The sequence below is a fragment of the Amycolatopsis orientalis genome (genome assembly GCF_000943515.2).
Lineage (GTDB): Bacteria > Actinomycetota > Actinomycetes > Mycobacteriales > Pseudonocardiaceae > Amycolatopsis > Amycolatopsis orientalis.
On sequence record NZ_CP016174.1, the window covers coordinates 353,137 to 379,511 of the forward strand.

General features: G+C 68.5%; 29 protein-coding genes. 10 read left to right on the forward strand and 19 right to left on the reverse strand.

Annotated features, from left to right (window positions below; genetic code table 11):
• Nucleotides 1-91 precede the first annotated feature (91 nt).
• Nucleotides 92-2,386, forward strand: coding sequence for a phosphoribosylformylglycinamidine synthase subunit PurL (gene purL / locus SD37_RS01690; RefSeq protein ID WP_145926872.1), 2,295 nt, complete (start codon nt 92-94; stop codon nt 2,384-2,386).
• Nucleotides 2,387-2,430: 44 nt separating this feature from the next.
• Here the strand turns inward: purL and SD37_RS01695 are convergent, their stop codons facing one another.
• The 6 genes from SD37_RS01695 to SD37_RS01720 form a co-directional block, all read right to left on the reverse strand.
• Nucleotides 2,431-3,258 carry a hypothetical protein gene (locus SD37_RS01695; protein WP_044853549.1) on the reverse strand — a complete coding sequence of 276 codons (828 nt, stop codon included), beginning with the start codon at nt 3,256-3,258 and terminating at the stop codon, nt 2,431-2,433.
• Complete coding sequence (locus SD37_RS01700; RefSeq protein ID WP_044853550.1) at nt 3,255-4,364, reverse strand: pentapeptide repeat-containing protein; 1,110 nt, start codon at nt 4,362-4,364, stop codon at nt 3,255-3,257. Before SD37_RS01700 ends, SD37_RS01695 begins: the two co-directional genes overlap by 4 nt.
• A gap of 4 nt (nt 4,365-4,368) precedes the next feature.
• Nucleotides 4,369-5,208, reverse strand: coding sequence for a flagellar basal body-associated FliL family protein (locus SD37_RS01705; RefSeq protein ID WP_044853551.1), 840 nt, complete (start codon nt 5,206-5,208; stop codon nt 4,369-4,371).
• Between the two features lie 175 nt (nt 5,209-5,383).
• Nucleotides 5,384-6,229 carry a lysozyme gene (locus SD37_RS01710; RefSeq protein WP_044853552.1) on the reverse strand — a complete coding sequence of 282 codons (846 nt, stop codon included), beginning with the start codon at nt 6,227-6,229 and terminating at the stop codon, nt 5,384-5,386.
• A gap of 185 nt (nt 6,230-6,414) precedes the next feature.
• Nucleotides 6,415-7,230 (reverse strand): lysozyme, encoded by an 816-nt coding sequence (locus SD37_RS01715; RefSeq protein WP_044853553.1) that lies wholly within the window; start codon nt 7,228-7,230, stop codon nt 6,415-6,417.
• Nucleotides 7,231-7,334: 104 nt separating this feature from the next.
• The gene (locus SD37_RS01720) at nt 7,335-7,955 is read right to left on the reverse strand and encodes a type VII secretion system-associated protein (RefSeq protein ID WP_418189840.1); all 621 of its coding nucleotides are present in this window, start codon (nt 7,953-7,955) and stop codon (nt 7,335-7,337) included.
• A gap of 59 nt (nt 7,956-8,014) precedes the next feature.
• Between SD37_RS01720 and SD37_RS01725 the strand changes: the two genes are divergently transcribed.
• Nucleotides 8,015-8,395 (forward strand): sterol carrier family protein, encoded by a 381-nt coding sequence (locus SD37_RS01725; RefSeq protein ID WP_037320474.1) that lies wholly within the window; start codon nt 8,015-8,017, stop codon nt 8,393-8,395.
• A gap of 93 nt (nt 8,396-8,488) precedes the next feature.
• Here the strand turns inward: SD37_RS01725 and SD37_RS01730 are convergent, their stop codons facing one another.
• Nucleotides 8,489-9,286: an SAM-dependent methyltransferase gene (locus tag SD37_RS01730; RefSeq protein WP_044853554.1), complete on the reverse strand. Its 798-nt coding sequence runs from the start codon at nt 9,284-9,286 to the stop codon at nt 8,489-8,491.
• Nucleotides 9,287-9,490: 204 nt separating this feature from the next.
• Here SD37_RS01730 and SD37_RS01735 point away from each other — a divergent pair, with 204 nt between their 5' ends.
• The 6 genes from SD37_RS01735 (at nt 9,491) to arfB (ending at nt 14,657) form a co-directional block, all read left to right on the forward strand.
• Nucleotides 9,491-10,369 (forward strand): helix-turn-helix domain-containing protein, encoded by an 879-nt coding sequence (locus SD37_RS01735; RefSeq protein WP_044853555.1) that lies wholly within the window; start codon nt 9,491-9,493, stop codon nt 10,367-10,369.
• Between the two features lie 283 nt (nt 10,370-10,652).
• Nucleotides 10,653-10,892, forward strand: a complete 240-nt coding sequence (locus SD37_RS01740; RefSeq protein ID WP_044853556.1) for a DUF397 domain-containing protein — start codon at nt 10,653-10,655, stop codon at nt 10,890-10,892.
• Entirely contained in the window at nt 10,876-11,277 is a 402-nt protein-coding gene (locus SD37_RS01745) for a hypothetical protein (RefSeq protein WP_044853557.1), read from the forward strand. The genes SD37_RS01740 and SD37_RS01745 overlap by 17 nt, the downstream gene beginning before the upstream one ends.
• A gap of 276 nt (nt 11,278-11,553) precedes the next feature.
• Nucleotides 11,554-13,092: an amidophosphoribosyltransferase gene (purF, locus tag SD37_RS01750; RefSeq protein ID WP_044853558.1), complete on the forward strand. Its 1,539-nt coding sequence runs from the start codon at nt 11,554-11,556 to the stop codon at nt 13,090-13,092.
• Between the two features lie 30 nt (nt 13,093-13,122).
• Nucleotides 13,123-14,193: a phosphoribosylformylglycinamidine cyclo-ligase gene (purM, locus tag SD37_RS01755; protein ID WP_044854012.1), complete on the forward strand. Its 1,071-nt coding sequence runs from the start codon at nt 13,123-13,125 to the stop codon at nt 14,191-14,193.
• Between the two features lie 32 nt (nt 14,194-14,225).
• Nucleotides 14,226-14,657, forward strand: coding sequence for an alternative ribosome rescue aminoacyl-tRNA hydrolase ArfB (arfB, locus tag SD37_RS01760; protein WP_236725254.1), 432 nt, complete (start codon nt 14,226-14,228; stop codon nt 14,655-14,657).
• 6 nt (nt 14,658-14,663) lie between these two features.
• Here arfB and SD37_RS01765 read toward each other — a convergent pair whose 3' ends face one another.
• From SD37_RS01765 to SD37_RS01785, 5 genes are all read right to left on the reverse strand, one after another.
• A complete protein-coding gene (locus SD37_RS01765) occupies nt 14,664-15,422 on the reverse strand; it encodes a GNAT family N-acetyltransferase (RefSeq protein ID WP_083254859.1) in 759 nt (252 codons plus the stop codon).
• A 177-nt stretch (nt 15,423-15,599) separates the two neighbouring features.
• Nucleotides 15,600-16,250, reverse strand: a complete 651-nt coding sequence (locus SD37_RS01770; protein WP_044853560.1) for a VanZ family protein — start codon at nt 16,248-16,250, stop codon at nt 15,600-15,602.
• A gap of 234 nt (nt 16,251-16,484) precedes the next feature.
• Nucleotides 16,485-17,384, reverse strand: coding sequence for a Gfo/Idh/MocA family protein (locus tag SD37_RS01775; RefSeq protein WP_044853561.1), 900 nt, complete (start codon nt 17,382-17,384; stop codon nt 16,485-16,487).
• 125 nt (nt 17,385-17,509) lie between these two features.
• Nucleotides 17,510-18,370, reverse strand: coding sequence for a 3-hydroxybutyryl-CoA dehydrogenase (locus tag SD37_RS01780; RefSeq protein WP_081736600.1), 861 nt, complete (start codon nt 18,368-18,370; stop codon nt 17,510-17,512).
• Nucleotides 18,371-18,458: 88 nt separating this feature from the next.
• Entirely contained in the window at nt 18,459-18,644 is a 186-nt protein-coding gene (locus SD37_RS01785) for a DUF3073 domain-containing protein (protein WP_007032561.1), read from the reverse strand.
• A 207-nt stretch (nt 18,645-18,851) separates the two neighbouring features.
• Here SD37_RS01785 and SD37_RS01790 point away from each other — a divergent pair, with 207 nt between their 5' ends.
• The gene (locus SD37_RS01790) at nt 18,852-19,751 is read left to right on the forward strand and encodes a DUF8083 family protein (RefSeq protein WP_044853562.1); all 900 of its coding nucleotides are present in this window, start codon (nt 18,852-18,854) and stop codon (nt 19,749-19,751) included.
• Here the strand turns inward: SD37_RS01790 and SD37_RS01795 are convergent.
• From SD37_RS01795 to ygfZ, 3 genes are all read right to left on the reverse strand, one after another.
• Nucleotides 19,748-20,695, reverse strand: a complete 948-nt coding sequence (locus SD37_RS01795; protein ID WP_044853563.1) for an asparaginase — start codon at nt 20,693-20,695, stop codon at nt 19,748-19,750. The genes SD37_RS01790 and SD37_RS01795 overlap by 4 nt on opposite strands.
• On the reverse strand, nt 20,692-21,255 hold the full coding sequence (locus SD37_RS01800) for an RsiG family protein (RefSeq protein ID WP_037320439.1): 564 nt from the start codon (nt 21,253-21,255) through the stop codon (nt 20,692-20,694). Before SD37_RS01800 ends, SD37_RS01795 begins: the two co-directional genes overlap by 4 nt.
• A 524-nt stretch (nt 21,256-21,779) precedes the next feature.
• Complete coding sequence (ygfZ, locus tag SD37_RS01805; RefSeq protein ID WP_044853564.1) at nt 21,780-22,907, reverse strand: CAF17-like 4Fe-4S cluster assembly/insertion protein YgfZ; 1,128 nt, start codon at nt 22,905-22,907, stop codon at nt 21,780-21,782.
• Nucleotides 22,908-22,937: 30 nt separating this feature from the next.
• Between ygfZ and SD37_RS01810 the strand changes: the two genes are divergently transcribed.
• Nucleotides 22,938-23,792 carry an aminodeoxychorismate lyase gene (locus tag SD37_RS01810; protein ID WP_044853565.1) on the forward strand — a complete coding sequence of 285 codons (855 nt, stop codon included), beginning with the start codon at nt 22,938-22,940 and terminating at the stop codon, nt 23,790-23,792.
• Here SD37_RS01810 and SD37_RS01815 read toward each other — a convergent pair.
• From SD37_RS01815 to SD37_RS01830, 4 genes are read right to left on the reverse strand one after another with little or no spacing between them, the layout of a single operon-like run.
• Nucleotides 23,785-24,198, reverse strand: a complete 414-nt coding sequence (locus SD37_RS01815) for a hypothetical protein (protein ID WP_044853566.1) — start codon at nt 24,196-24,198, stop codon at nt 23,785-23,787. The two genes, SD37_RS01810 and SD37_RS01815, sit on opposite strands and share 8 nt — an antisense overlap.
• The gene (locus SD37_RS01820; RefSeq protein WP_044853567.1) at nt 24,186-25,058 is read right to left on the reverse strand and encodes a 5-oxoprolinase subunit C family protein; all 873 of its coding nucleotides are present in this window, start codon (nt 25,056-25,058) and stop codon (nt 24,186-24,188) included. Before SD37_RS01820 ends, SD37_RS01815 begins: the two co-directional genes overlap by 13 nt.
• Entirely contained in the window at nt 25,055-25,666 is a 612-nt protein-coding gene (gene pxpB, locus SD37_RS01825; protein WP_044853568.1) for a 5-oxoprolinase subunit PxpB, read from the reverse strand. Before pxpB ends, SD37_RS01820 begins: the two co-directional genes overlap by 4 nt.
• Before the next feature lie 9 nt (nt 25,667-25,675).
• On the reverse strand, nt 25,676-26,299 hold the full coding sequence (locus SD37_RS01830) for a heme-binding beta-barrel domain-containing protein (RefSeq protein ID WP_044853569.1): 624 nt from the start codon (nt 26,297-26,299) through the stop codon (nt 25,676-25,678).
• Between the last annotated feature and the right edge of the window lie 76 nt (nt 26,300-26,375).

A 26,375-nucleotide genomic window follows, 5' to 3' on the forward strand; every position in this document is an offset into this window, starting at 1 on the left:
GTCCGCGCGACCGATTTATCCGTGGGCGACCGCGAGCCGCCCTATCCGCTCGCCTACTCTTAAGGCCGTGGCGAACCCTGATGTGGACACCGTGACCAGCACCGTTGACATCCCAGTCGACACCACCGCACTTGCCGAAGCGACCCCGGAACAGAGCCAGCCGTACGTCGAACTCGGCCTCGCCGACGACGAGTACGCCCGGATCCGGGAGATCCTCGGCCGCCGTCCGACCGACGCCGAACTGGCGATGTACTCGGTGATGTGGAGCGAGCACTGCTCGTACAAGTCCTCGAAGAAGCACCTGCGCTACTTCGGCGAGACCGCCACTCCCGAAATGAAGGAGAAGATGCTCGCCGGCATCGGCGAGAACGCGGGCGTCGTCGACATCGGCGAGGGCTGGGCCGTCACCTTCAAGGTCGAGAGCCACAACCACCCGTCCTACGTGGAGCCGTACCAGGGCGCCGCGACCGGCGTCGGCGGCATCGTGCGCGACATCATGGCGATGGGCGCGCGCCCGCTCGCGGTGGCGGACGCGCTGCGCTTCGGCCCGGCCGACGCCCCCGACACCCGCCGGGTGCTGCCCGGTGTGGTCGCCGGCGTCGGCGGCTACGGCAACTGCCTCGGCCTGCCGAACATCGGCGGCGAGCTGGTGTTCGACCAGAGCTACTCCGGCAACCCGCTGGTCAACGCCCTGTGCGTCGGCGCGATGCGCGTCGAGGACCTGCACCTGGCCTTCGCCTCGGGCAAGGGCAACAAGATCATCCTGTTCGGCGCGCGCACCGGCCTCGACGGCATCGGCGGCGTGTCCGTGCTCGCGAGCGACACCTTCTCCGGCGACGAATCCTCGGGTGGCCGCAAGAAGCTCCCGAGCGTCCAGGTCGGCGACCCCTTCACCGAGAAGGTGCTCATCGAGTGCTGCCTCGAACTGTTCGCCCAGAAGCTCGTTGTCGGCATCCAGGACCTCGGCGGCGCCGGGCTCTCCTGCGCGACGTCGGAGCTCGCGGCCGCCGGTGACGGCGGCATGCACATCTACCTCGACCGGGTTCCGTTGCGTGCCACCGGGATGACCCCGGCGGAGGTGCTCTCCAGCGAGTCGCAGGAGCGCATGTGCGCGGTCGTCGCGCCGGAGAACGTCGAGGCGTTCATGAAGGTCTGCGAGAAGTGGGACGTCATCGCCACCGACATCGGCGAGGTCACCGACGGCGAGCACCTGGTCATCACCTGGAACGACGAGGTCGTCGTCGACGTCCCGGCGCACACGGTGGCGCACCAGGGTCCGGTGTACGACCGGCCGATCCAGCGGCCGTCCACACAGGACGCCCTGCAGGCCGACACCTCGGCGAAGCTGCCGCGTCCGTCCACTTCGGACGAACTGCGCGCCGACATCCTCAAGCTGATCTCGTCGCCGAACCAGGCGTCGAAGGAATGGGTGACCTCCCAGTACGACCGCTACGTGCGCGGCAACACCGTGCTCTCGCAGCCGTCGGACTCCGGCGTCATCCGGATCGACGAGTCGACCGGCCGCGGCGTCGCCGTTTCGACCGACTGCAACAGCAAGTTCGTCTTCCTCGACCCGTACGAGGGTGCGAAGCTCGCGCTGGCCGAGGCGTACCGCAACGTCGCCACCAGCGGCGCGAAGCCGGTCGCGGTGTCGGACTGCCTGAACTTCGGCGCGCCGACCGACCCGGGGGTGATGTGGCAGTTCGAGCAGGCCGTGCACGGTCTGGCCGACGGCTGCGTCGAACTCGGCATCCCGGTCACCGGCGGCAACGTCAGCTTCTTCAACCAGACCGGTGACGTGGCCATCCTGCCGACGCCGGTGGTCGGCGTGCTCGGCGTGATCGACGACGTCACCCGCCGCATCCCGACCGGGATCGGCGCGGAGGCCGGGGAAACCCTGCTGTTGCTGGGCGAGACCCACGACGAGCTGGACGGTTCCGCCTGGGCGCGCGAACTCCACGGCCACCTCGGCGGCCGTCCGCCGAAGGTCGACCTGGCCCGCGAGAAGCTGCTCGCCGACGTCCTCATCGCCGGTTCCCGCGACGGCATGATCTCCGCCGCGCACGACCTCTCCGACGGCGGCCTGATCCAGACCCTCGTCGAGACCGTCCTCATCGGACAGTGTGGCGCCCGCGTCTTCCTCGACGCGGACCAGGACCCGTTCGTGCAGCTGTTCTCCGAGTCCGCGGGCCGGGTGCTGGTCGCCGTGCCGCGCACCGAGGAACTGCGGTTCACCGAGATGCTGACCGCGCGCGGCCTGCCGTGGCGCAAGACCGGTGTGGTGGACCCGGAATCGGGCTCGCTCGAACTCCAGGACATCACCGAGTTCACGCTGGACGAGCTTCGCGAGACCTGGGAGCGCACGCTCCCTGCCTTGTTCGACTAAAGGCTGTCGTGAGTGGTGATGACGGTTCTAACCGTCATCACCACTCACGAGTCCGCGAACTTGGCCCCCTCCAGCGAAGGCGGCTCCGCGAAGGTGGCCACGTCGAGGTTGACAGGCGTCTCGACGACGAGGTTCTCCAGCAGGACCTTCCGCTTGAACTCGGCCCTGGTGACGTCGAACCTGCCGTGGATCGTCACGTTCCTGAGCGAGAACTTCCCCGCGAGTTCGGCGTCGGTGAGGTCGAGATGCGTCAGCACTTCGCTGCGATCCGCGCCGAACCAGCCGACTCGCCTGCCGAGCAACTCGAGTTTGTCGAGCCGGGCGTCGCTGAGGTTGAGCGACAACGTCGGCCCGGTGGTCCCGCTGTGCGGGAGGATGTCGCGGATCAGCCGTTCGGCCGCGCGACGGACCAGCCGTTCCCGCTCGGCCCCGGCCTTGCGTTCGGGATCTTTCCAGTCTTCGTCAGGGCTGAACTTCGGATGGTCGAACGGCCGCCGCAGGTACGCGCACAACACGTCGAGCACCGTCTGCCGGTACTCCGGCCGCGTCCTGGCCAGGCCCGCCAGCGAATGCATCGCGCCGACGCGGACCTGGTCGGCCTCGTTGCCCAGCAGCTCGATCGACTTGGCGAAACGTTCGTCCGAGATCCGGCTGCGCTCGATCTCGTGCCTGTCCTCTTCGGTCCGCCTTCGCCTGTCGTTGAGCCAAAGCCCGTAGAGCGCGGCGATCGCCCCGCCGGCGAGCGCGCCGGTCTTCAGCGCGTCACCGCGGCTGGTCGCGCGATCCGTGAGCAGCCAGGCGGTGACCCCGACCAGCACGACGACCGACGACAGCAGCGTCCACAGCAACGGCGACCTGAGCAGGCGTCTCATCCGGCCATCACCGTGAGCCGGGCACGGCCGTCGGGCAGGGTTTCGACGACCCAGTCCGCCGGGAGTTCGTGATCCCGCCCCGGTTCCACCGTCGTGTTGTAGAGCGACACGGAAACCGGTGCCTTGCGGAACTTCAGGTCGCTGAAGCCTTCGAACCGCGCACGGCGCAGATCCAGCGTCTTCCCGAACTCCGCCCGGGCGAAGACGGCGTTCTTCGCGAAGACACTGTCCTTAAAGGACGTTTCACCTGCGAACACCGTGCCGTCGAACTCGACGTCCTCGGAGAACTGCACTCCGCTGAACCACGCTCGCTGGGTGAACTTGGCTCCGCTGCACCGAAAGAAGCCGATGCGTTTCTTCTCCTTCGTGCCGGCGCCGGTCAGGTACACCGGCCCGAGGAACACACAGCCGGACAGATTGGTGCTGTTGTACAGCCCGCCGTAGCGGAGCAACAGCTTGCCGATCTTGCGATCCGACAGATCGAAGTACTCCAGCACCGCGCCGGTCAGGTCGAGGTCGTATCCGCGGGTGCCCTCGGAATCCGCGGCCGGTAGCAGCTCGCCGATGAGCCGTTGCGCGGTCTGCCGCACCTGGAGTTCCTGATCCTGCACCTCCGAGCCCTCTTTGGGAGGAGTGTTCCCCGGCAGTTTCGCCGTGTCCGCGTACCGCGGATGCTCGAACGGCCGCCGCAGGTACGAACACAGGATGTCCAGCACCGTCTGCGTGTAGACCGCCCGTCCGCGGGCCAGCCCGGCCAGCGCGTGCAGGGCCCCCACCCGCACCTGGTCGGCGTCGTGCCCGAGCAGTTCGACGGCCTTCGCGAACCGTTCGTCCGAGATCCGGTCCCGGTCCTGGTCGGCCCGCCGCAGTTCGAGTTCCTGGCGCTGCCGTTCGATCTCCTGCCGCCGCTCCTCGACGCGGCGCCGCCGGTCGTTGAGCCACAAGGCGTAGAGCGCGACGATCGCGCCACCGGCGATACCGCCGGTCTTCAGCGCCTCGCTGCGGCTGGTCGCCGGATCGGTCAGCAACCAGCCGCCGACGGCGAGCAGGAGGACGAGCGAGGCCACGAACGTCCAGAGCAGGGGGGAGCGGAGCGTCCGCTTCATCTGCTCAGAATACGAAGAAGTTGCGGACGCAGAAGGACTTGTCCGGGTTGTCGTCCGACGCGATGCCCGAACCACTCACCTTCTTGCCCTTGACGGTGCCCTCGATGTCGCCGCTGACGAAACCGTCGCCGATGCCGGAGGTCTTGGTGATCTCCAGCTGCGACGGCGCCGGGGCCATGATGTCGATCGAGTCGCCCATGGTCGCCTTCATGTCCTCGCAGACCAGCGACAGCGCACCCGCCTTGTCACCGGCGCTCACCTTGGCCATGAAGTCCTTGAGGCTCTGGACGCCCTTCGGGTTGCCGTCGGAGCCGCTGCCACCGCTTTCGGTGCTCTTCGGGCTGCTCTTGGGCGCGCTCGACTTCGGGCTGCTGCTCTTCGGCGCCTCGGTCGGCGCGTTGCCGGACGACGACGCCGGCGGCGGCGCGGCCGTGTTGTTCCCTTCGTCCTTGCTGAGCAGGAAGCCCGGCGCGACGAAACCGGTGACACCGAAGGCGATCAGCACGACGAGGCCGATCACGATCCCGATGATCAGCCCGGTCTTGCTCTTCGGCGGCGGCGCGGGCGGGCCGCCGTAACCCTGCGGGTAGCCCGGGTTGTTCGGGTCCCAGCCCTGCTGCTGCGCGTTCGGATCCCAGCCCTGCTGCTGTTGCGGGTACTGCTGGGTCTGGTCCCACCCCTGCTGGGGCTGCTGCGGATACTGCTGAGTCTGGTCCCAGCCCTGCTGAGGCTGCTGACCGTACTGCTGGGTCTGGTCCCATCCACCCTGCTGCGGGTAGCCGCCGGGCTGCTGTCCCTGGGGGTCCTGGCCGTAGGGCTGGCCTGGCTGGGGTGGGTAGGTCATCGGGTCTCGCCTTCCGTACTGGGGCCTGAGGCTGGAGATCAGACGGACGGTGGCCGATACCGGTTCCGGATCCGCCCGTGCCAGGAGCTCAGGGGCATTCTGCTCGGAAGGTACCTCGCGCGCGAAGGCGGCTCCCGGCCGAGGCCGGGAGCCGCTTCTTCACGAAATGCGCAGCTCAGCCGTTGGCCAGTGCCTGCAAACGGTCATAGGCGCCGTTGAAGGTGTTCTGGTCGAGCGGGCTGGAGGTGTACTGCCACACGGTGTAGAAGCTCCAGCCGTAGGGCAGGGAACCCACGGTCGACGCGTAGCGCGCGACCCACAGCGGGACGGTGCCACCGAAGTTCTGCGACGTGCCGACGCAGGTGCTCCACCAGCTCGTCGAGGTGTAGATGACGGGCCAGCGGCCGGTGCGTGCCTTGTAGCGATCGTGGAACGCCCGGATCCATGCCCCCATGGACGCCTGGCTCAAGCCGTAACAGGTTGCCCCGTACGGGTTGTACTCCATGTCGAGCGCACCCGGCAGGGTCTTGCCGTCGCCGGACCAGCCCCCGCCGTTGTTGATGAAGAAGTCCGCCTGCGCGGCGCCGCCGGAGACGTTGGGCAGCGCGAAGTGGTACGCGCCGCGGATGAAGCCCTGGTTGTAGGAACCGTTGTACTGCTGGGCGAAGTACGGGTTCTTGTAGCTGGTGCCTTCGGTGGCCTTCGTCCACACGAAGCGCTTGCCCTGTCCCCACCAGTACGCCCAGTCGACGTTCTGCTGGTAGCTGGCGACGTCCATGCCCGCGACCGTCGCGAGCACCCCGGCTTCGGGCTGCGGCTGAGCGGCCTTGGCCTTGGACTCCGGGGTGGAGGTGTCGCCTTCCACGCGGCGGATCTGCGATCCGATCGTGTGGTCGTTTTGCTGGAGATCCTGTTCGATCGACATGATCTCCGGGGACGGGGCGGCCGACGCCTGAACCGTGCTGCTGAGCAGGAGCAGCGCGGAGCCGACGGCGATGGCGATTCTTCGGGAAGTGCGCATACGACAATCCCTTCACGGATAACCCTCGCTGAGGACGACTAACTGCAGGTAGCCGTCCGGCCACGATTGTTGACGACAGTGTCGGGTTTGTCACTAACTTCCGTGAAATTGGTGCTACACGTGGGTGATTTTCATTTCCATCTTGGTGGTGATTTGTGATCTTGTAACACTCGCAGGTGAGGGGTTCAGCCCTGTGACAGAGCGCGTACTCGATCTTCTGTGCCGTTGAACCAGTTCTGGTCGCCGGGCAGGCTGCCCTTGTTCGCGAACTGCCAGATCGTCTGGGTCTTCCAGCTGGCCGGCAGCTCACCGATCTCCGTGTTGTAGCGCGCGAGCCAGAGCGGGTTCTGCCAGAAGACGTTGCTGTTGCCGGTACAGCGCTTCCACCAGCTCGTGGACGTGTAGATCGCCGGATGCCGTCCGGTCCGCCACAGATAGGTCTCCGCGAACGACGCCATCCACGCCACCATCTGGGCGGGCGTCTTGCCGTAACAGGTTTCGCCGTACGGGTTGTACTCGACGTCGAGCGCGCCCGGCAGCGTCTTGCCGTCGCCGGACCAGCCGCCGCCATGGTCGACGAAGTAGTGCGCCTGCGAAGCGCCGTCCGAGATGTCGGGCCGCGCGAAGTGATACGACCCGCGGATCATGCCGACGCCGTAGGAACCGTTGTACTGCTGAGGAAACCGGGGATTGACGAAACCCGTGCCCTCGGTCGCCTTCACGTAGACGAATTTCGCGCCGGTCCTGGCCGCACCCGGCCAGTCGACGTCGCCCTGATGTCCGCTGACATCGTGGCCGAGGGTCTGCGCCTCGCCGCCGTAAAGCGGGCCGAGCGCGGCGTCGACGCCTTCGTGCAACGCGATCTGCGAGCCGGCGTAATGCTCCTCGGCCCCGTCGTATCGGGGTCTGGCTTCCTGTGCCGCGGCGGGGGTCTGCGCGAGCAGCAAGACCCCCGCCGCGAGGACGGCCCCCCAGCCTTTCGAACACACTCTGCGACTCATCACGTCGTCACGATCCCCCGTGGAAAGGGAATCAGCGACTCGAACATCACCCGAAAGTGTTGCGTTCAGCGGCAGAATATTGGGCCGAGTGGGTTAACCGAGCCCTAGCGACGCTCGTCCGAAAGGGCTTTGTCGAGGTGCTCCGAGGGGACGATCGCGGTGAGGCGATCGTGCGGATTGATCGCCACCGGATGCCCGGCGAGCAACGGGACCATGTCCCGGCCCAGCACCGCGCGGGCGTGCGGCCATTCGCTCGGGACCAGGGTCTTCGCCGTGTACGCCGGCACCAGCACCTGGCCGTCGGTGTTGTGGAAGCCGATCACCGTGCGCTGGACCGGGGAAAGGGCGTAGACGAACAGTGTCGAGTCAAGGAAGACCCGCGGCAGGTCGGCGGCCGGGCGGTGGTTCGTGCGCACCAGCTGCAGCAACTGCTCCAGCTCGTTGCGCGGCTCCGGGAAACCGAGCGCCTTGGGCGAGGGCCGGTAGCGGTCGTTGGGGTGGAAGTCCTCGACGATCTCGCCCGCGCCGTTCACCGGGTACGCGCCGACGACCGCCCAGGACGGCACCGGCCCCTCGGGGTCGAAGGCCTCGTCGATGACGTACAGCCAGCTGTTCGGATTGGCCTTGGCGTTGGCGCGCATCTCTTCGGTGATCTTCGGCTTGCGCGGTTTCCGCTTGCCCGCCAGGCTCGACGCCGACCGATCCGCCTCGTCCCGCTGCGCCATCGCCATCCCCACGTTCCGGGTGCCTGAAGGTTTGTTCGCGCTCACTCTACTGTTCTCCCATGGCCTCTTCGCGTTCGGTCGACCCCGCTGAGTTACGTGCCGCGATCACGGCGATTTCCCCCTGGTTGAGCGGATCCGCTCCGGATCCGGCCCGTCCCGAGCTGGCCGCGGCGGTCCGCCTGAGCCTGCGGACGCTGGCCGCGGACGCCCCGGGGAAGAGTGTCGAAGTGCGGGTGCCGCCGTTCGCGGCGGTGCAGTGTGTCGAAGGATTGCGGCATACGCGCGGGACGCCGCCGAACGTCGTCGAAACGGATCCGCGCACGTGGCTGGAACTGGCGACCGGCCTGCTCGCCTGGGCCGACGCCGTCGAGTCGGGGCGGGTCACCGCCTCCGGGAGCCGGGCCGACCTGGCCCGCTGGCTGCCGCTGGTCCGGCTCTGAACCCCGTCCCCGCGTGCAATGAAAGGTCCTTTCCTTGCGAAATTTGCAAGGAAAGGACCTTTCATTGCACGCACGCGAGGGGCAGGACCAGCCTTACTTCTTCCGGCCGACGCCGCCCGAGATCGTCCGCTGAGCCGTGTTCAGGTCCTTGATCCGCGGGCCGTCCGGCCACCAGTCGGCGCACAGGGTGACGCCCGGCTCGACCATCTCGAGGTCGTGGAACAGCTCCTCGATCTCGGCCTTGGTGCGGAAGGTGCCCGAGCCCATCGGGCTGTGGAGGAAGAAGTCCTCCATCTTGCGGGCGATCTCGGACAGCTCGTCCTGCGGATCGGAGAAGTGCGAGATCGCCACGTAGGAACCCGACGGCAGCGCGTCGATGTACTTCTTCATGATCTGCGCGGGCGCTTCGTGCGGCCCGTTGTAGTGGTGCAGGGTGCCGAGCTGCAGCAACGCGATCGGCTGCGTGAAGTCGATGTGCCGCTGGATGTCCGGGTTCTCCAGGATCCGCTCCGGCTCGAAGATGTCGTCCGAGACGAAGTGCGTGTTCTCGTTCTCTTCGAGCAGGGCGCGCCCGTGCGCGAGCACGACCGGGTCGTTGTCGACGTAGACGACCTTGATCTCCGGGTTGATCCGCTGCACGACCTGGTGCGTGTTCTCCGCGGTCGGGAGGCCGGATCCGAGGTCGAGGAACTGGGTGATGCCCGTCTGGCTGGCGAGGAACCGGCACGACCGGATCAGGAAGCCGCGGTTCTCGGTCGCCAGGTCCTGCGCTTCGGGAGCGGCCTGCTGGACCTTGCGCAGCACCTCCCGGTCGATCTCGTAGTTGTCCTTGCCGAGGAGGAAGGCGTCGTACACCCGGGCGATGCTGGCCCGGGTCGGGTCGACACCCACAGGCACTCGTTCCGTCCGGGGCGGGGCGTCGGGCATCTTGAACCTCACAAAACTGTGTCGGAAGTCTCGGGCTCTACGTAGAGTAGAACCACGTGCGCGACCGGTAAACCGAGCCATGCCTGTCGTGTCGAGGTCCAAACGTGTACTTTGAGTAGTCGGGTTTTGATCCCAGGTGAGTAGTGGCGTACGAAAGGTCCCCGGTCGATGAACGCGGTCAACCCGCCCGGTGGTGAGCAGTCCCTGGGTCCCACCGCGCGCCGGATGATCCTCGGCTCACAGCTCCGGCGGATGCGCGAGGACGCCGGGATCACGCGCCAGGAGGCCGGCTACAGCATCCGGGGTTCCGAATCGAAGATCAGCCGTCTCGAACTCGGCCGGGTCGGGTTCAAGGAACGCGACGTCGCCGACCTGCTGACCATGTACGGGATGACCGACCCCGACGAGCGGCAGCAGTTCCTCGACATGGTCAAGGAGTCGAACGAACCGGGCTGGTGGCGCCGCTACGGCGACCTGATGCCGAGCTGGTTCAACGACCTCGTCGGACTCGAAGAGGCCGCGGCCCGGATCCAGGTCTGGGAGCCGCTGTACGTCACGGGTCTGCTGCAGACCGAGGCCTACGCGCGGGCGATCATGAGCCACGGCCGTCCGGACATGGTCGACGAGCAGGTCCGCCGCCGGGTCGCGCTGCGGATGCGGCGCCAGAAGATGCTGTCCAGACCGGACGCGCCGCGGTTGTGGCTGGTGCTCGACGAATCGGTGCTCCACCGGCCGATCGGCGACCGCGAGATCCTGAAGGGCCAGATCGACCACCTGCTGGAGATGATCCAGCAGCCGAACATCTCGGTGCAGATCCTCCCGTTCGACCGGAGCGGCTACTCCGCGGACAGCGCGTTCTCGCTGCTCAGGTTCGCGGAAGAGGAATTGCCGAACATCGCCTACACCGAATACCTGACCGGCGCGCACTACATCGACAAGCGCGACGAGATCGAGCGGTACAGCCGGGCGCTGGACATGCTCGCGGTCGACGCGGAGACGCCGGACCGCAGCCGCCAGATGCTCCTGAAGCGCCGAGCGGAAATCTGAATCACTCACCGTTGTGGGGTTCTCCGCCGTCCCGGTGACGGTGGCGGTTTTCTTGCGCTCGCCCCAAAACCCGCTCACGAACTGTAGTTGTTCCCCCATTGGAGACGGCGATCATCACGCTTTAGTGGGGCGGTCGGGGGTGTCAGTACTCACTGCACGCGAATTCTGCAAAAACTTCTGCACGTGCATTTACCGCTGCAGCCACACGTGCTAACTTTGGATCACAGGCAAATGCACATGCAGATGCATCGCCCGAAGTCTTCTGTCGGGGAAGGTGGGGACCATGGCTGAACAGTTCGAGAACGGCATCCCGGCTGATCGTCTTACCGGTGCGCACTGGCGCAAGGCGAGCTACAGCAACGCGATCGGCAACTGCGTGGAGGTGGCTCCGCTCGCGTCCGGTGAGATCGCGATGCGCAATTCGCGCTTCCCGACCGGACCCGCGCTGATCTACACCCAGGCGGAGATGGCCGCGTTCCTCGCGGGTGCCAAGGACGGCGAATTCGATGATGTTCTCGGGTGACACCATCACCGCGGAAATCACCGATATCGAAAGCGGCCTCAAGGAACTGATCCACCGCGGGTATCAGTTCGTGCACCCTTGTGACGCGAACGGCGAGGTCCTGGCCGTGGTCGGCGTGCGAGTCCACGACAACGTGGTCGACGTCGTCCGGCTCAACGCCGAGGACGATGTCGTGGCGACCCGTATGCCCGGCACCGAGGAGGACATCCTCGAGCCGGAGGTGTGGCTGTGGCGGTCCGCCGGCGACGCGGCGACGGTGCTGACGGCACTGCTCGCGCTCCCGGACGAGCGCACGCCCGGCTCGCTGTATCTCCCGGAAAAGGTGTCCAAGGGATGCTGGGTTCCGGGTCGTGGCGGCACGTCCAAGTGGCTCGCCGCCGGTTGATCAAGCCGCTCAAGCACAGTCGACCGCCTCTGTCGAGGGGGAGCGGTCGGCTGGTCGGGGGTCGTGAGTGCCGGGTCCTGAACCCTGCCCGTCACTCACGGTCATACGTAGAGGCGCGAGCCCCGATCACGTCCTGCCCGCGTCGACCGGGGGACGCGGATTCACTGCGAGTAACCGACTGAAGCGTGTCCAGTGCCACGTCGCACGGCGCGTTGATCTCCTGCCCACCGTTTACACTGGTGGCGGCCTGCCCTCTTCTCCCCTGGGAGCACCTCGGTGGTTTCCGACCCGTCCGTCCCCGGACAGCCCGTGACCGACCAGCCCGATCCGGAACCCCGCGAGGAATGCGGCGTCTTCGGTGTCTGGGCGCCCGGAGAAGAGGTCGCGAAGCTGACCTACTACGGGCTCTACGCACTTCAGCACCGCGGCCAGGAAGCGGCCGGCATCTCGGTCTCCGACGGTTCGCAGATCGTCGTCTTCAAGGATCTCGGCCTGGTCAGCCAGGTGTTCGACGAGCAGGTCCTGCAGTCGCTGCAGGGCCATATCGCCGTCGGGCACTGCCGTTACTCGACCACCGGCGCGACCATCTGGGAGAACGCGCAGCCGATCTTCCGCACTACCGCCACCGGCAGCGGCCTGTCCTTCGCGCACAACGGGAACCTCGTCAACACCGCCGAACTGCGCGACCGCACGGTCGCCGCCGGGCTCAAGCCGCACGCGGGCCTGACAGGTTCCTCCAGCGACTCCGACCTGGTGTGCGGGCTGCTCGCGGCCAACGCCGCCGACAAGGGCATCGAAGCCGCCGCGCTGGAACTGCTGCCCACCCTCAAGGGCGCGTTCTGCCTGGTCTTCGCCGACGAGTCCACCTTGTACGCCGCCCGCGACCCGCACGGTGTGCGCCCGCTGGTGCTCGGCAGGCTCGAACGCGGCTGGGTGGTCGCGAGCGAGACGGCCGCGCTGGACATCTGCGGAGCGTCCTTCGTCCGCGAAGTCGAGCCCGGTGAGCTAATCGCCATCGACGCCGAGGGCCTGCGTTCCTCGCGCTTCGCCACCCCCGAGCCCAAGGGCTGCGTCTTCGAGTACGTCTACCTCGCCCGCCCGGACACCTCGATCGCCGGCCGCAGTGTGCACGCCACCCGCGTCGAGATCGGCCGCCGCCTCGCCGGCGAGCATCCGGCCGACGCCGACCTGGTGATGCCGGTGCCCGAATCCGGCACCCCGGCCGCGATCGGCTACGCACAGGGTTCCGGCATTCCCTACGGCACGGGTCTGGTGAAGAACGCCTACGTCGGCCGTACCTTCATCCAGCCGTCGCAGACCATCCGCCAGCTGGGCATCCGGCTGAAGCTGAACCCGCTGCGCGATGTCATCCGCGGCAAACGGCTCGTCGTGGTCGACGACTCCATCGTCCGCGGCAACACCCAGCGCGCGCTCGTCCGCATGCTGCGGGAGGCCGGCGCGCTCGAGGTGCACGTCCGGATCGCCTCGCCGCCCGTCCGCTGGCCGTGTTTCTACGGGATCGACTTCGCCTCCCGCGCCGAACTGGTGGCCAACGGCGTCGACGTCGACGGCATCCGCCGGTCGATCGGCGCCGACTCCCTGGGCTACATCTCTCTGGACGGACTGGTCGCGGCTTCGGAGCAGCCGAAGTCGCGGCTGTGCACCGCCTGTTTCTCCGGCGAGTACCCGATCGCGCTTCCTGACGACGCGCTGATCGGGAAACACCTGCTGGAGAGCATGGACTCGGTCAATGGCGCGGCGAAGCCTGTCAGCCCTGCCGGGTACGGTGCTGAAGACGCCGTCCGGCGTCCTTAGTCCTTTCTTTCAGAGTTGGAGTCCGCTTCCGTGAGCGAGTCCACGAGCGCCACGTACGCCGCCGCCGGAGTCAGCATCGACGCTGGTGACAAAGCCGTTGAGCTGCTCAAACCGCACGCCGAGAGGGCCACCAGGCCCGAGGTGATGGGCGGGGTCGGCGGTTTCGCCGGGCTGTTCTCCCTGAAGCTGGACAAGTGGAAAGAGCCGGTGCTGGCCTCGTCGACCGACGGGGTCGGCACCAAGATCGCCGTCGCGCAGGCGCTCGACAAGCACGACACCGTCGGCATCGACCTGGTCGCGATGGTCGTCGACGACCTGGTCGTCACCGGCGCCGAGCCCCTGTTCATGCAGGACTACATCGCCGTCGGCAAGGTCGTGCCGGAGAAGATCGCGGCGCTGGTCGGCGGCATCGCCGAAGGCTGCGTCCGCGCGGGTTGCGCGCTGCTCGGCGGCGAGACCGCCGAACACCCCGGCCTGATGGGCGAGCACGACTACGACCTCTCGGGCACCGGCATCGGCGTCGTCGAGGCGTCCGCGGTGCTCGGCCCGGAGCGGGTCCGCCCTGGCGACGTCGTGCTCGCGCTCGGCTCGTCCGGTCTGCACTCCAACGGTTTCTCGCTGGCCCGGCACGTGCTGCTGGACATCGCGCGCATGCCGCTCGACGGGCATGTCGAGGAGTTCGGCCGCTCGCTGGGCGAGGAGATGCTGGAGCCGACCAGGATCTACGCGAAGGACTGCCTCGCGCTGGCGGCCGAGGCCGAAGTCCGCACGTTCGCCCACATCACCGGCGGTGGGCTGGAGCAGAACCTCGCCCGCGTCATGCCGCGTGGCCTGGTCGCCCGGCTCGAACGCGGCACCTGGACCCCGGCGCCGGTGTTCGCGCTGATCGGGCACCGCGGCAAGGTCGAGCGCGCCGAACTGGAGAAGACGTTCAACATGGGCGTCGGCATGGTCGCGATCGTCGGCCCCGACGATGTCGACCGCGCGCTGGCGATGCTGACCGCGCGGCACGTGCCGGCGTGGATCCTCGGCGACGTGCAGCCCGCGGAGGACCCGGACGGCCCGCGCGCCGTGCTCTCCGGAGACCACCCGCGCTTCTGATATCCGTTGGTCCCGGATGACACACTGGATGCGTGGCTGATGACGTGGTGGTCGGTACCCGGTTCGTGATCCCGGGTGCCGAATTGAGCGAACGGTTCTCCCGGTCCTCTGGTCCGGGTGGGCAGGGCGTGAACACCACGGACTCGCGGGTCGAGTTGTCCTTCGACGTGGCCGGTTCGGCCGCCGTCCCGGAGCATCTCCGGGCCCGGATGCTGGACCGGCTTTCGTCGCGCCTGGTCGACGGCGTCGTCACGATCGCCGCGTCCGAACACCGCTCGCAGCTGATGAACCGCGAAGCCGCGCGGGCACGGCTGGTGATGCTGCTCCTGGAGGCGTCGGCGCCCCCGGCCGCCAAACGGCGTCCCACCAAACCCTCGCGGGGTTCGAAGGAACGCCGCCTGGCCTCGAAGAAGCGCCGCGGCGAGGTCAAACGAACTCGCCGCGGCCGCTTTTCCGAGGAATGACAGGCCTCAGACGAGTGACAGGTGCACACACTCGGCCACGGTTTTGAAACCGACACGGCCGTAGACGCGTTCCGCCTGCCCGGCCCCCGGTGTCAGGAACACCGAATCGCCGCCACGGGCATGGGCCTCGCGGGTGAGGTGCTCGGTCAGCGCCGCGGCGATCCCGCGCCGCCGATACTCCTCGATCAGGCCGATGCCGGCGATCTCGCTCGCGCCGTCGAGGATCGCCGTCGCGACCCCGCCGCCGACACATTCACCGGTTTCGGTGAGTGCCATGACCGAGATCGTCTCGCCGCTCAGCTGCGCGGGCGACGGCTCGACGTGCTCGCCGGGATCGGGTTCCCCGAACGCGATGTTCTGCGCCCGGATCATCGACCGGAGTTCGGCGGGTGTCACCGGAGTCTTCAGGACGATTCCGGCGGGAACCGGCTGTTCGACGACCTGTCCCGGTGGGCAGACCATCAACGGGATCCGCCGTTCCAGGGTGTAGCCGCCTTCGACCAGCACGGCCTCGGCTCCGGGAGCGGCCTCGGTCAGGAACTCCAGCCGTGGCGTGAGCCCGCGAGCGCGGAACGCCTCGGTCAGCTTCGCGACGTCGCCCGAGGTGGGCACGCGGGCGTTGTCGGGGATCGCGTAGTTGAGGAACAGGTGGTCGTTCCCGGTCGTGTAGGTGGCGAGGAACGGCCCGATCCGCTCGGTTTCGCGGAACTTCGCCGCGGTCGTGCGGATGTAGGACTGCAAAGCATGAATCGTCTCGGAAAGCACTGGTGGACAAGCCTTTCGGGCAAGAAGAAGGGACGCACGGGAACACCGCGTGCGTGTGGAGCTGGCGTGGGCGCCGGCTAGCTCGTGCCGACGCCGCTGAAGGCGTCAGGCATGAGGCATCCCTCTTTCCGCGTGAGCAAGGCTTTCGCAGTCACTTTCGCACGACGGTCAAGTGGTTTACCGGCGTTGCGGATGCGCGACACCCGAATACCGCTCGTCCCACACCGACCTCGGCACCCGCAGCCGCACAGGGGCCTCGCAAACCCGCCTGACCTGCATCGGGATCGTCACCGGCGGTCGGACGTCCAGCCGGTGCCAGAGGCGTTTGCTCAGCGCGGCGCCGAGCACGGCGCCCAGGGTGTTCAGCAGGATGTCGTCGGCGGAGGTCACCCGGCCTGCCTGGATCAGGTATTGCGTACCCTCCACCAGCACCGAGACGGCCAGGGCGCCCAGCGCGATCCGGCCAAGCGAACGCAGCCGTCGCGAGCGCAACGGGAGCAGGGCGCCGAGCGGGCTCAGCATGAGGACGTTGCCCAGTGCCTGCCAAAGATTGGCGCTGTCGCTGAGCGCGAGACGCAGGTCGGTGCCGGGTTCGAGGCTCAGCCTGCTGCCCTGCGCACCGGTCACGGGCATCGTGACCAGGCATAACACCAGGAAGCACGCCAGTGCCAGCGTCATGTCCACGGCGGCTGTCGCCGACGCGGAGAAGCGGTCGGCTTGTCTTCGCCGCCGATGCGCCGCGAGCAGCGGCCAGCCGAGTAATGCGTACGGAATCGCGGTGATCGTCAACGGGATCATCGCGCCGAAAGCGCGGAGCAGCTCTCCCATGGCCCTTCCTTTCCGGAGCGCCCAAGATCACCTTCGCATTGCAAGATCAACTCGGCATGGTGGAGCGGCCGCACTATGAGGTGATCTTTTCCGGTAGCGGAAAAGGCTTTCCCGTGCTTGGGTTCAGCCGATGACCGTCCACAATGGAGCCTGTGGACAAACCTGTGGATGACCGCGAAGCAACTGGTAGAAGGCGTTATCGCACAAGGAAAAGCCTTGTGAGTGACCTGTGTACTACTTGCCGTGCCCGGCGAGTTCGCGCGCGCGTTCGATCAGCTTCTGCAGGTGCAGTCCGCGACGCACGTCACAGGGATGGGACGTCGTTCCGCTCGCCGCCATCGCGGCGAAATCGTCCAGCAGCGCGGTGAACGATTCACCGGCCGACCCCGGTTTCCGCCCTAAAGTGCGATAACCGTGCTCGCCGTATACGGCCACTTCCACGACCGTCGGCTGGATCGGCAACCGCAGCGACAAGGTCGCCGTACTGGTGGCGCCACCCGCGTGGGCGAACAGGACCCGCCACAGATCGTCCTCGGTCCGGTGAGCGGCGAGCACGTCGGTGATCTCGCCAAGAGCCGCGTCCAGCAGATCGAAGGCGTGCGGGCCGATGTCGGCGAGCGCGCCGGAGTCCGTCCGCCACGGCGACGCCTGGTACTTCCCGCCGAGCAGCGCGCCCGAAAGCCAGCGCGCCCCGCCGCCGCGCCAGCCGCCCGCTTCCTTGATGCCGTCGAGCCAGTCGCGGGTCATCGGCGAGAATCGCAAGGTCAGGACCACGAGAGCGGCCACCCCGGCGGCGTCGACCGCGTCCACGAGCCGCCGTGCGCCGTCGAGATCCGCGGCGATCGGCTTCTCCAGGATGAGGTGCTTGCCCGCTGCGGCGGCCTTGACCGCCAGCTCCGCCTGAACGGCGGGCGGCACAGCGAACGCGACCGCGTCCACCTGGTCCAGTAGCTCTTCGAAGCTGTCGACCGCTTCGGCGCCGTGCGCCTCCGCCAGCTCCTTCGCGGCTTCGGGACGCCTGGTCCAGACGGCGCTCAACGTGGTCCCGGGGTGATCGGCGAGGCCCGGTGCGTGCACCGTCTTCGCCCATGGACCGGCCCCGACCAAACCCGCGCGCAGCTGTCCCTGTCCCACGATCCCGAGTCTAGGTCGTCGGCCTGCGAGCCCCGGCTCCGGCAGTCCGCATTTAGTCCTCTGGATGCGGTACTTGCACGCGCAACCACCGCATCGAGAGGACTAAATGCGGGAGAAGGACGGGGTCAGGAGTAGCTGTAGAAGCCTCGGCCGGTCTTCTTGCCGAGCAGGCCGGCGTCGACCATGCGCAGCAGCAGCGGCGGCGAGGAGTACAGCGGCTCCTTGAACTCGGCGTACATCGAGTCCGCGATGGCCTTGATGGTGTCCAGGCCGATCAGATCCGACAGCCGCAGCGGCCCCATCGGGTGCGCGGTGCCGAGCTCCATACCGCGGTCGATGTCCTCGGCCGACGCGAAGCCCGACTCGATCATCCGGATCGCCGAAAGCAGGTACGGCACGAGCAGCGAGTTCACGATGAACCCTGCCCGGTCCTGCGACCGGATCACCGTCTTGGCCAGCGCCGACGTCGCGTGCTCCTCCGCGCGGCGGGCGGTGTCGTCGCTGGTCAGCAGCGAGGGCACCAGCTCGACGAGCGGCAGCACCGGGACCGGGTTGAAGAAGTGGATACCGACCACCTGCTGCGGGCGGTTGGTGGCCATCCCGAGCTTCATGATCGGGATCGAAGACGTGTTGGACGCGAACAGGGCGTCCTCGCGTTCGACGATCTTGTCCAGCGACCGGAACACCTCGACCTTGGCCTGCTCCTGTTCCAGGATGGCCTCGATCACGAGGTCACGGTCGGCGAACTCGCCGATCTCGGTGGTGAAGCGAAGCCGTCCGAGCGCCGCGTCGGCGTCTTCCTGCGAGAGCTTCCCGTTCTTGACGCCGCGTTGCAGCGACTTCTCGATCCGCGCCCGCCCGGAGTCCAGCGCCGGCTGGTTCACCTCGGTGACGATCACGTCCAGACCGGCACGCGCGTGCACCTCGGCGATGCCCGAGCCCATGAGACCGGCTCCGATGACACCTACTCGCGATACGTCGGACATGGCACCTCCTCCATCTTTTGGGCAGCACGCGACACGCGAGGGTGGTTACCGGGGCAAGCCCCGACCACCCTCGCGTGTCACGCGTTGCTCAGCGGCGGTATTCGTCGTACCCGTCGTACGGGTCGTCGTCATACCGCTTGTCGTCCTCGTGCCTGTCTTCCGAGGAACTACTGGACAGCTCGCGCTGCAAAGCATCGAAGTCGGTTTCGTGCGAGCTGTACTTGAGCTCGCGCGCCACCTTCGTCTGCTTGGCCTTAGCCCGGCCGCGCCCCATGGCTCGACCCCCTCGCACAGGGGCGGGGCGGCCGGGGGAATCGGCGGCCCCGCATCGTCTCGACAATTCTTTCCTGCTGACACCGTACCGTGTCCGGGGGGTTGGATGCGACGTGGCACGGTGTGCCGGTGGCGACAGTGTTCCCCGAACGCCGGTTACCGGCCGGTCGGTGGCGATAGTCGCAGGTCGGCGTGTCACGATGCTCGTGTGCCCCGTCCGTTCGCGGCTTATCTCCGCGTCTATGAGCCCCTGCTCGCGCTGGGCGATCCACCGGACGAACGCCTGCTCGAGGCCGTCGAAGCGGCCCGGCTCGATCGTTCGGCCGCGGGGACGCGCGAGCAGGCACTGTGGCTCAAGTCACAGCATGTCGGACGGCTGCTGCCCGCCGAACTCGCGGACGGCCGTCCCGCGCCCAGTCTGCTCACCGACGTGCTCGTCCTGGACCCCGCGGACGTGCCCGAGGGTGAGCACGGTGACGCGGGCCCGGGTCCGCTGGTCTGCCCGATGGAGATCCGTGCCCGCTCGGCCGCGGCGCTGGTGACTTTCCTCGGTGACGCGCATCCGGCGCTGAAGAACGCGGTGCTCGACGCGGGTGGCGCTTCGCTCGAGATGATCCGCTCGCGGGCGAAGTCGGCCATCGGCGACTTGTCCGCTTCGGCCTCGCACACGCTCTCGACGACGTGGACCGTTCCGCTCCCGTGGTTCGTCTTGTTCGACCCCGGGATGCGCCGGGTCAAGCTGGGCAAGGGCCGCGACGACCCAGAGCGTGAAGTGTCGTGGCGGGTGTCGATGGCCGATGCGCGTCATCGGGCGCGCGATGTCGGCGACCTGCTCGAAGCGACCTTCGGCGACTCCGGGCCCGGCCGCGTACTGCAAGAGACGCGACGCTGGCTGGACAGCTTCCATCCGGGCTCCGCGGTCGAACTCGACTATGGCGGTCTCGTGCAGCTCTTCGCGGACTCGATCCTTCAGGCCGACACGACCGCCGAAGAGGTGCACGACATTCTCGACGCGCTCCGCACCGGCAACGTCGACGAGCTGGCGGATCTGTTCGCCGATCTGCGGGACTTCTGGGGCGACCTGGCCGCGCGGGAACGCGCCAACTAGCCGAACAGGCCGGCGGCGACGCGCAGTTCGCCGACCGGTTTCCCGCCACCGAGGACGGCCGACCCGGCCAGCTGTTCCGCTTCGCCGCCCGGGTCGATGCCGAGGTGACGCAGGGTCGCGAGCAGCAGCGGGAGCCTGGCCCGCGCGGCGCCGTCGTCGATCTTGAGCGCCAGCGCGGTGCCGTCGGGGAGCGCGAACGAGTGCACGCCCTCGGCGCCACCCTTCGAAAGCAGACCTTCGACACTCCGCATCAGCACGGTGTCCTCGCGGCCGGTGCCCGCGACCTGCCAGGGATACGCGCGGACGGCGTCCGCGACCCGGCGTTCCGGTCCGCCCATGGCGGTGACCAGCCTGCCGAAGGAGCGGGCGAGGCCGGCGAGGGAGAACGCGAACAGCGGGGCGCCGCAGCCGTCGACGCCGACCGTTTCGATCGGTTCGCTGGTGAGGTCGGCGATGGTGGCCTGGATGATCTTCTGCAGCGGATGGGTCGCCGACGCGTAGTCCGCGCATGCCCAGCCGAGCTGGGCGCAGGTGGTGAGCATGGCGGCGTGCTTGCCGGAGCAGTTCATGGCGGCGCGGCGTTTCCCGGCCGCGGCCACGGCGAGCATGCTCGGCTCGTGCAGGGGGAAGGCGGGCGGGCAGGCCAGCGCGTCCTCGGTCAGGCCCGCGCGGGACAGCATCGACAAGGCGCCCTCGACGTGGCCGGGCTCGCCGTTGTGCGATCCGCAGCCCAGCGCGAGGTCTTCGTCGCCGATGGTGAGACCGGCGCGCAGCATCCCGACGGCTTGGAGCGGTTTGTTGGAGGAGCGCGGGTAGACGGGCCGCTCGATGTCGCCCGCGGAGAACCGCACCGACCCGTCCGGGGCCGTGATCACCAGCGCGCCGCGGTGGATGCTTTCCACGAAACCGGACCGGACGACCTCGACCAGGACGGGATTCGTCACTCGGGTCCGCCGCGTTCGGTGTCGAGCAGATCGTCGACCGACGCCGTGCCCTTCCGGTAGCGGGTCGCGATCTCGGCGTTGATCGTGTCCATCACGCCCTGCACCTCGCGGCGGTACGAGGAGACGGAGACCTCTTCGTCGGCGTACCTGTCGAGGGCGCTGACCAGCTTCTCGTCCGACAGGGTGCTCACGTCGGAAAGGTCCGTGTCGCCGATGAGCGCCTCGGCGAACCGCCGGTGCTCACCCGCCCGCGACGGCTCCAGCCGCTGATGCCTGCCCGAACCCGTGGCCGGGCCGATCGCGTTGTCCGCCAGGATCGCGGCCAGCCGCTCGACGACGCTGCGCTCCCCACCCGAACTCCGGCGCTCCTGCTCGGCTCGCACGATGTCGATCCGCGCGTGCAGCAGCCGTCGCAGGTAGGACAGGTCAGTCTCCTCCTGCGCGGCCTCGTCACGGCGCTCGCGCAGCACGGAAAGGGGCAGCTCGCCGAGGTCGCTGAGATACCCAGGGCCGAGCACGCGGTCGATACGACGGCGACCACCGGGCCGGACTTCGATCACCCGCGTAGCTTATCGCGCTCCAGCGGAAATGTTCCGCAGGGCGCGATACCACAAGGATCTTTCGCCCCCTGCCGAACCCTCCGATGGGCCACCGCTCTTTCGGTCCCTTCCAGAGCGCGCCCCCCACCCGTCCCGGGGGCGGCCCCTGGTCCAGTCTACCGGGGGTGGGGGTGGAAAAGGGCTGGTCGGCGGAGTTGTCCACAGGTGGGCAAGGTTGTGGACAACTTGTGGATGGCGGGGTGGGGGAGTCGGTGAAAGCAGTCCGTCACGCGCGACCGCTGTGGCCAGCGAGACTGCCGTGAGAGACGCCGCAAGGTCCGTGAAGGCCTCCTTGAGGGACTAGGAGTCCCTCAAGGAGGCCTTCACGGACACGTCGCCAGGGTGGCGACGAGTAGGCGACGATGGCGTGCGACGGCGGCCATGACGACACGGTCGCCGCAGGTCGACCCGAGGGTGTCCATGAAGGAATCGGGACACTCAACGTCCCAATTCCTTCATGGACGCGTCGCCGGACCAGCCAAGTCTCAGCTCCGCAGCCGCTGAGCCGCTTCCCGTCCGGGAGCAGGCGCCTCACCCGGCACGGAGTCCGGATCGATGGCCGCCTGCACGACGCGGTCCTCGGCACCGACCAGAAGTTCGGCACCCGGTCGCGTCGAGCGCTTGACCAGCGCCAGCGCGATCGGGCCCAGTTCGTGGTGCTGCACCACGCTGCCCACCCGCCCGACGGTCCGCTCGCCGACGACCACCGGATCACCCGTCTCCGGCGTGATCTCCGGCGAACCGTCCAGATGCAGCAGCGCCATGTACCGCGGCGGCCGCCCGACGTTGTGGACCTTCGCGACGGTTTCCTGTCCGCGGTAGCAGCCCTTCGCCACATGCGCGGCGGAGTCGACCCAGTTCACCTCGTGCGGGATCGTGCGGTCGTCGGTGTCGATGCCCAGCCGCGGCCGCAGCGACTCGACCCGCAGCGCGTCGAACGCCCAGCTGCCCGCGGGGCGCGCGCCCGCGTCGGTCAGCCGGCGCCACCAGGCCGCCAGGTCCGCGCGAGGCACGGCGAGGTCGACGCTGTTCCGCCCGGGCCACGGCATCCGCCGCGCAAAACCGCCGGGGATCGCGGCGACGGAGTACGCGTCCGAGCCCAGCGAGACGTCCACGGCGGACAGGACGCGGTCCGCGTCGGGGCCGAGGACGGTCAGCAACGCCAGTTCATCGGACATGTCGCGGATGTCCACTTTGGACCAGAACTTCATCGCTTCGAGGTATTCGCGCAGCGGCTGCTTGCCACCGGAGGGCAGCGCGCTGGACGCCACCGCGCCCCGGTCGCTGTCCAGCCACACCGTGCCGTCCGCGTGCGCGACGACCATGTGGGTGTCGACGCGGCCCTGGCTGTCCAGGACGAGCGCCTCGGTGCCGGTGCCTTCCGCGAGCCCGGTGACGTGCTGCGAGATCACCAAATGCAGCCAGGACAACCGTTCTTCCCCGGTCACGGCCAGGATCTCGCGATGCGAACGGTCGATCACGACCACGCCGCGCGCCGCCGTCCGTTGCTCGGCGAACGGGTCTCCCCAATGCCACGGGACACCCTCTTCGGGATGCCCGTCGGGTGCCGCGATCGGTCCGGGAAGGTCGAGCAAGGGGGAGCGGTAGGACATAAAACCCATGTTAGTGAGTACCGTGTCGGTATGCGCGTGCTTGCCTTTCTCGACGGGACCCTTGCCGACCCCGAAGCCGCTCACCTGCGGGTGGACGATCTCGGACTCCTTCGTGGGGACGGCGTGTTCGAGACCATCCTCGTAGTCGACGGGCGACCTCGTGAGCTTGGCCCGCATCTCGACCGGCTGGCCCGTTCCGCCGCCATGCTCGACCTCCCGGCGCCGGATCTCTCCGCGTGGGAACTGGCGGCGCGGACCGTCATCGACAACTGGACCGGCAGCGCCGAGATCGCGCTGAAACTGGTGTACACCAGGGGGATCGACGGCGACCCGGAGGAGAAGCCGTTCGGGTTCGCGCTCGGTGTGGAGATCGACGAGAAGGTACTGCGCGCCCGTGTCGAAGGCGTCGCGGCGATCACCCTCGAACGCGGCATCGACCCCGGCCTCGCCGAGCGCGCACCGTGGCTGTTGCTGGGGGCGAAGTCCATTTCCTACGGCGTCAACATGGCCGCGCTGCGCGAGGCGGGCCGCCGCGGCGCGAGCGATGTGATTTTCACCGCCGCCGACGGTTCGGTCTTCGAAGGGCCGACTTCGACGGTCGTCCTCGCGAAGGACAGGACGCTCTACACGCCGCCGGCGACCATCGGCATCCTGCCGGGAACCACGCAGGCGGCGCTGTTCCGTGGCGCCGAGCGGGCGGGCTGGTCGATCAAGGTCGAGCCGCTCCAGGTCTCCGACCTCGGCGAGGGCGATGGCCTGTTCCTGGCCTCGTCGGTCCGCAAGCTGACCAGGGTGCACACGCTCGACGGCGTCGCGCTGAGCGACTCCAGCGCGGTCCACGCCGAACTGGCCGCCGCCTACGAGAGCGAGTACACGATCAGCTGAGCGGGCTGATGATCAGCAGATGCGGCAGGATCGCTTCCTCGCGGTAGGCCGCGATCTTGTGGTGCCCGTCGAGGATCACCGCCGCGTCGCTGGTCTCCAGCACCACCGCGACCGGCCGGTGCCCGCTCTTGATCGCGGTCCGGTAGTAGCCGACCCGTGAGACGTCGGCGGGCGGCCAGTCGGCGCTCGGCGTCAGGTAGCGGTCTTCGGCCAGCCGTTCGGGGCCGGCGACCTGGTACTCGCCGTCGGCGAAGAGATCGAGAAGCGGGCGGAGCGTGTCGCCGAGCGGGCGCCGCATCTGACCGGTGGCCAGCGCGATCCGCAGCGACTGCGGCAGTTCTGGCTGGGTTGGGACCGAATTCGTGTCGATGACACCAGTGCCACCGGCGACCTTTACCTGTTCCACATCCTCGTGGACGAGTGAAAGCGGAGAAGGGTTCCGGGCCGGGCCTGCGCGAGTGACGGGAGTGACGCCTGTCTCACCACGGCCGCCACCGGATAACCGCCGGTAGTTGGATGATCCGCCAAGAACACCACCGGCAAACCACTCGGCGGCACCTGCACGGCACCGGTCAGCAGGCCTTCGCTCGGCAATTCCCGCTCCGCGTATTCGTCCCCGCGAGTCAGGGCGGGGCCGTCGAGCCGGAGCCCGACGCGGTTGGATTCCGCGGTCACCGTCCAGGTCTTCGCGAGCCCGGCCGCCAACCCCGTGAACCAATGAGCCCGCGGGCCCGGATCGACCCGCACGACCAGCTCCGCCGGAGCCACCGTGGGCAGTACGACGTCGGCGCCGCCGGACACCGACGGCGGGCCGAGCGGCAGGACGTCGCCCGCCCGCAGTGGCGCGGGCCCGATCTCCGAGAGGACGTCCCGCGACCGGCTGCCGAGTTCGGCGTCGACCGCGATCCCGCCGGAAACCGCCAGGTAGGACCGCAATCCGGTGGCGGGCGCGCCGATCGACGCGACCTGGCCGGCAGCCAGCCACACGGGCGCGTGCGAGCCGACGTCGCGGTCGTCAACGCGAACGGTGGCGGGCGGTCCGGTCACCGCGATCGTGCAGGAGGTCTTCGCGCGCAGCCGCAGGCCGCCGAACAGGCACTCGACGCCCGCTGCGGCCTCGTCGTTGCCGACGAGCCGGTTGGCCAGCCTCAGCGCGGGGACGTCCAGCGCACCGGACGGCGGGACGCCGAGATGCGCGTATCCGGGCCTGCCGAGGTCCTGCACCAGCGCGAGTGGACCGGGATCGACCACTTCGACGGCCCTCATCCGGCGCTCCGGAACCGCACCCGGTCGCCGGGCGCCAGCAACGCGGGCGGATCGGCGCGCGGGTCGAACAGGACGGCCCGGGTATGGCCGATCAGCCGCCAGCCGCCGGGTGAGACCCGCGGGTACACGCCGGTGAACTCGCCCGCGATCCCGACCGAACCCGGCGGCACCCGGGTGCGCGGGGTCGGCAGCCGCGGCTGCCGGAGCGGTTCGGGAAGCCCTGTCAGATAACCGAAACCGGGCGCGAACCCGGTGAAGGCCACGGTGTAGACGGCGTCGGTGTGCAACCGCACGACGTCCTTTGTGGACACTCCGGCGTCCTGGGCGACGAGTTCGAGGTCTTCGCCGTCGTAGGTGACGTCGAGGGTGATCTCGCGGGGTTCGCCGCCGGGCGGATGTTCGAGATCGGCGCCGGACAGGAGTTCACGGACGGCCGCGAGGGCGCCCGAACCCGGGGTTTCCACCACGAGCAGGCTGCGGGCGCCGGGGACGAGTTCGGCGACACCGTCCGGGCGCGTGGCCGCGATCGTGGCGTGCGCCGCGATCGTCTGGGTCAGGGAATCGCAGTCGAGCAGGGCGGCGTGCTCGCCGTAGGCACGCCACCGCACGGGAAACGGTCAGCCCACCACGCGACGCAGCAGCGCCGACGTGTGCGGCTGCAGTTCCTGGCCCATCATGGCGCGCTCTTCGACGTAGCCGAGTTCGCCGTTGACGATGCCGTAGAGCCGCTGCGAGGCCGTGACGTCCTTCGCGGAGGAGGTGCGGACGACGGCGTCGGTGCCCAGTTCCCAGGCCGGGACCGAGGCCTTGCCGCGCGGCTTGCCGTAGAAGAGTTCCACGATGCCGGTGTTGTGGGTCAGCAGCAGTTCGATCGTGTCGTCGGCCTGCGGGCGCCAGAACCCGGACTCGCGCGCGGCCGGCCGGATGACCTTGCCGTCTTCGTCGAGCAGCCAGGCGCGGGCCTCGTGCGTGAGGAAGGGACGGCCGTCGTGCGCGATGGTCAGCTGCATGCCGAACCGATACGGGCCGTCGATGGTCGGGTAGTCGACCTCGCCTTCGCCGCGCCACACGCCGACGAGCGGCAGGAGCGCCAGGCAGGCGTCATTGAGGTTCGGGCCCTCGCGCAGGTTCGCCGTGTCGCCCGGGACGGGCATGTCGTCGAACTGGGGGAGGTTTCGGTCGCGCGTGTTATCCGCGCGCTTCTCCGCGGCCTGGATGGCCTCGTCGCCACTAGCCGTCATGGGTCAGCGCTGGTCCGCGTAAAGCCGGTAGACGACGTACACGGCGAACCACGTGATCGCGACGCCGGCGAGTACC

Excerpts from the sequence above, each read along its gene's own strand:
- SD37_RS01780 (WP_081736600.1), bottom strand. The coding sequence starts at position 18,370 with ATGTCCGACGTATCGCGAGTAGGTGTCATCGGAGCCGGTCTCATGGGC.
- SD37_RS01830 (WP_044853569.1), bottom strand. The coding sequence starts at position 26,299 with ATGACGGCTAGTGGCGACGAGGCCATCCAGGCCGCGGAGAAGCGCGCG.
- SD37_RS01710 (WP_044853552.1), bottom strand. The coding sequence starts at position 6,229 with ATGCGCACTTCCCGAAGAATCGCCATCGCCGTCGGCTCCGCGCTGCTC.
- SD37_RS01820 (WP_044853567.1), bottom strand. The coding sequence starts at position 25,058 with ATGAGGGCCGTCGAAGTGGTCGATCCCGGTCCACTCGCGCTGGTGCAG.
- SD37_RS01700 (WP_044853550.1), bottom strand. The coding sequence starts at position 4,364 with ATGAAGCGGACGCTCCGCTCCCCCCTGCTCTGGACGTTCGTGGCCTCG.
- SD37_RS01735 (WP_044853555.1), top strand. The coding sequence starts at position 9,491 with ATGAACGCGGTCAACCCGCCCGGTGGTGAGCAGTCCCTGGGTCCCACC.
- SD37_RS01785 (WP_007032561.1), bottom strand. The coding sequence starts at position 18,644 with ATGGGGCGCGGCCGGGCTAAGGCCAAGCAGACGAAGGTGGCGCGCGAG.
- SD37_RS01770 (WP_044853560.1), bottom strand. The coding sequence starts at position 16,250 with ATGGGAGAGCTGCTCCGCGCTTTCGGCGCGATGATCCCGTTGACGATC.
- SD37_RS01695 (WP_044853549.1), bottom strand. The coding sequence starts at position 3,258 with ATGAGACGCCTGCTCAGGTCGCCGTTGCTGTGGACGCTGCTGTCGTCG.
- ygfZ (WP_044853564.1), bottom strand. The coding sequence starts at position 22,907 with ATGTCCTACCGCTCCCCCTTGCTCGACCTTCCCGGACCGATCGCGGCA.
- SD37_RS01745 (WP_044853557.1), top strand. The coding sequence starts at position 10,876 with ATGATGTTCTCGGGTGACACCATCACCGCGGAAATCACCGATATCGAA.
- SD37_RS01705 (WP_044853551.1), bottom strand. The coding sequence starts at position 5,208 with ATGACCTACCCACCCCAGCCAGGCCAGCCCTACGGCCAGGACCCCCAG.
- SD37_RS01715 (WP_044853553.1), bottom strand. The coding sequence starts at position 7,230 with ATGAGTCGCAGAGTGTGTTCGAAAGGCTGGGGGGCCGTCCTCGCGGCG.
- SD37_RS01725 (WP_037320474.1), top strand. The coding sequence starts at position 8,015 with ATGGCCTCTTCGCGTTCGGTCGACCCCGCTGAGTTACGTGCCGCGATC.
- SD37_RS01740 (WP_044853556.1), top strand. The coding sequence starts at position 10,653 with ATGGCTGAACAGTTCGAGAACGGCATCCCGGCTGATCGTCTTACCGGT.
- SD37_RS01720 (WP_418189840.1), bottom strand. The coding sequence starts at position 7,955 with ATGGCGCAGCGGGACGAGGCGGATCGGTCGGCGTCGAGCCTGGCGGGC.
- SD37_RS01810 (WP_044853565.1), top strand. The coding sequence starts at position 22,938 with ATGCGCGTGCTTGCCTTTCTCGACGGGACCCTTGCCGACCCCGAAGCC.